Raw genomic sequence first — 2,634 nt, 5'->3', positions numbered from 1 at the left:
TGGAAAAAACGGTCAACTTGACCACGCTTTTTCAATATAAAGTGACCACCGATTTCGGGTCAAGCTGACCACCCCTTTTCAATTTAAACTGACCACCTTGTTTCGGTTCAAATTGACCACCAAACACTACTTCTTTTCATGTTGTTAAACCATGGATCTGTATAAAAACTACAGACTATGGCAAATAACAAACTAGACATGAACAAAATCAGAAAAGTCATTAAGTTGCACTGCAACGGCAAAAGCAAGCTGTTTATAAGCCGATATTTATCTCTATCCAGAAATACTGTAAAAAAATATATTTCTTTATTTGAAGTGCTTGGATTAAGCCTGGAAACCGTAAACAATAAAACTGACACCGAATTGGACGAACTGTTTTCTCAGGGGCCGACAGAAGTTGTTTCCTCAAGAATAGAAGATCTGTATGCTTATTTTCCTCAGATGGAACGGGAATTAAAAAAAGTGGGGATCACCATACAGACCATGTGGGAAAGGTATATTGAAACCCATCCCGATGGTCTTCGAGTAACGCAGTTCAGGAACCGCTTCAGAGACTGGAGCAACAAGGTAAACCCTGTGATGCATATGAATCATAAGGCTGGCGATAAAATGTATGTGGATTATGCTGGAAAGACGCTCTCATTTATAGACAAAAGTACGTCTGAGGTTCAGGAAGTACAGTTTTTTGTTGCCATACTCGGTGCCAGCCAGTATACTTACGCAGAAGCTTCTATGAGCCAGCAGAAGGAAGATTTTGTAGCTTCGGTAGAAAATGCAATGCGTTTTTTTCAAGGAACGCCTGCTGCAATTGTACCTGACAACCTAAAATCTGCCGTAGTCAGAACCAGCCGCTTCGAACCCACCATTAATGAAACTCTTGCAGATTTAGCTGAACATTATGAAACCACTATTCTGCCTGCAAGAGCCTACAGGCCCAGAGACAAATCTTTAGTTGAAGGAGCAGTCAAGATACTTTACAGAAGAATTTATGCAAATCTGAAAGACTCTAAATACTTCAGCATAGAAGAACTGAACCAGGAAATATGGAATCTGCTCGATGCACATAACAACAAGAAACTTACCGGAAGACCCTACTCTCGTTTTGAACTCTTCATGGAAGATGAAAGGCATGAACTGCAGCCTCTTCCTCTGGAACGCTTTGAGATTAAATACCAGTCTCTGGCAACAGTAATGCAGAACGGGCACGTCCAGTTAAGCCAGGATAAAAACTACTACAGCGTGCCCTATCAATATTTAAAGAAAAAAGTAAAGCTGCTCTACACAAGCTCTACTGTTGAAATATACTTCAAATACAACCGTATAGCCACTCATATCAGAAATCCAAAGCCCTACATCTATACCACAAATCCAGAACATATGGCAAGCACACATCAGTTTGTAGCACAGTGGAATGCCTTAAGGTTTATTGAATGGGCCAACAGCATTGATCCGGCAGTAGGAGAATATATTATGCAGATAATAGAAAGCAGGAACCACCCCGAGCAGGCCTATAAAAGCTGTCTAGGTATATTATCTTTTGAGAAGAAAGTAGGTGCAGAAAGATTAGCAAATGCCTGCAAACGTGCTCTGGACTTTAAGATTTATAATTTTAAAACCATACAGAACATCTTAGAAAACAGTCTGGATAAGATACCTATGGAACACGAAAAGGAAGAAGATCAGGATCTTCCCGACCACGGCAATATCAGAGGAAAAAATTATTATAACTAAAATCAATTTACAATGAATGAATCTACTGTAGCAAAAATGAAACAGATGAAGCTTCATGGAATGCATAACGCCTTCATGACAGCTATCGAGAGCGGTAAAACCGATCATTATACCATTGACCAGTTTATGTCAATGATAATAGATGCCGAATGGGATGAACGCCACAACAGGCGTATTGAACGCAGTATTACCAATGCACGCTTCCATTACAAATCAAATATTGAAAGCATCAATTTTGACCAGTCCCGGAACATTGACAGAAATCTTATACTCCGGCTTGCAGAATGCAGTTTTGTAGAAAAGAATGAAAATATACTAATCACAGGAAGCACAGGGGTTGGTAAAAGTTTTTTAGGAACAGCACTTGGTTATCAGGCCTGTATCGAAGGGTATAAAGTAAGTTATTTTAATACTGCAAAATTATTTGCAAAGCTGAAAATGGCCAAGGCAGATGGCACATACCTAAGAGAACTGATGAAAATACAAAGGCAGGATGTTATCATACTAGATGACTTTGGACTCCAAGCATTGGACAGCCAGAACAGAATCACACTTTTAGAGATCATCGAGGACAGGCACAACAATGGTTCTATTATAGTAACCTCGCAGATCCCCGTTCAGGGATGGTATGACATAATCGGCGAGAAAACCATAGCAGATGCAATCCTTGACAGATTAATACACCAGGCCCACAGGGTTGAGCTGCATGGGGAATCAATGAGAAAGAAAAAAAGCATAATCAAGGAATAATTATTTATCTATATTTGAAACAATAATTAACACACGAAAAAAAGTAGTTTTTTAGGTGCTCACTTTGCACCGAAATTAGATGGTCACTTTAAACCGAAACGAAGTGGTCACTTTAAATTGGAAAACAGTGGTCAATATCACTGAGTTTTACAG

General features: G+C 39.4%; 2 protein-coding genes. Both read left to right on the top strand.

The genetic code is table 11. From position 1 onward, the window contains the following. The first annotated feature begins 177 nt into the window (after positions 1-177). Positions 178-1,731, top strand: coding sequence for an IS21 family transposase (istA, locus tag FLV_RS19845; RefSeq protein WP_243236492.1), 1,554 nt, complete (start codon positions 178-180; stop codon positions 1,729-1,731). A 12-nt stretch (positions 1,732-1,743) separates the two neighbouring features. Beyond that, positions 1,744-2,481 carry an IS21-like element helper ATPase IstB gene (istB, locus tag FLV_RS19840; protein ID WP_243236491.1) on the top strand — a complete coding sequence of 246 codons (738 nt, stop codon included), beginning with the start codon at positions 1,744-1,746 and terminating at the stop codon, positions 2,479-2,481. Positions 2,482-2,634 lie beyond the last annotated feature (153 nt).

This window comes from Flavobacterium pectinovorum, from assembly GCF_022802975.1.
GTDB classification, from domain to species: domain Bacteria; phylum Bacteroidota; class Bacteroidia; order Flavobacteriales; family Flavobacteriaceae; genus Flavobacterium; species Flavobacterium pectinovorum_B.
Note: the sequence above shows the minus strand (reverse complement) of the source record. Positions and strands in the feature narration are given on the sequence as shown.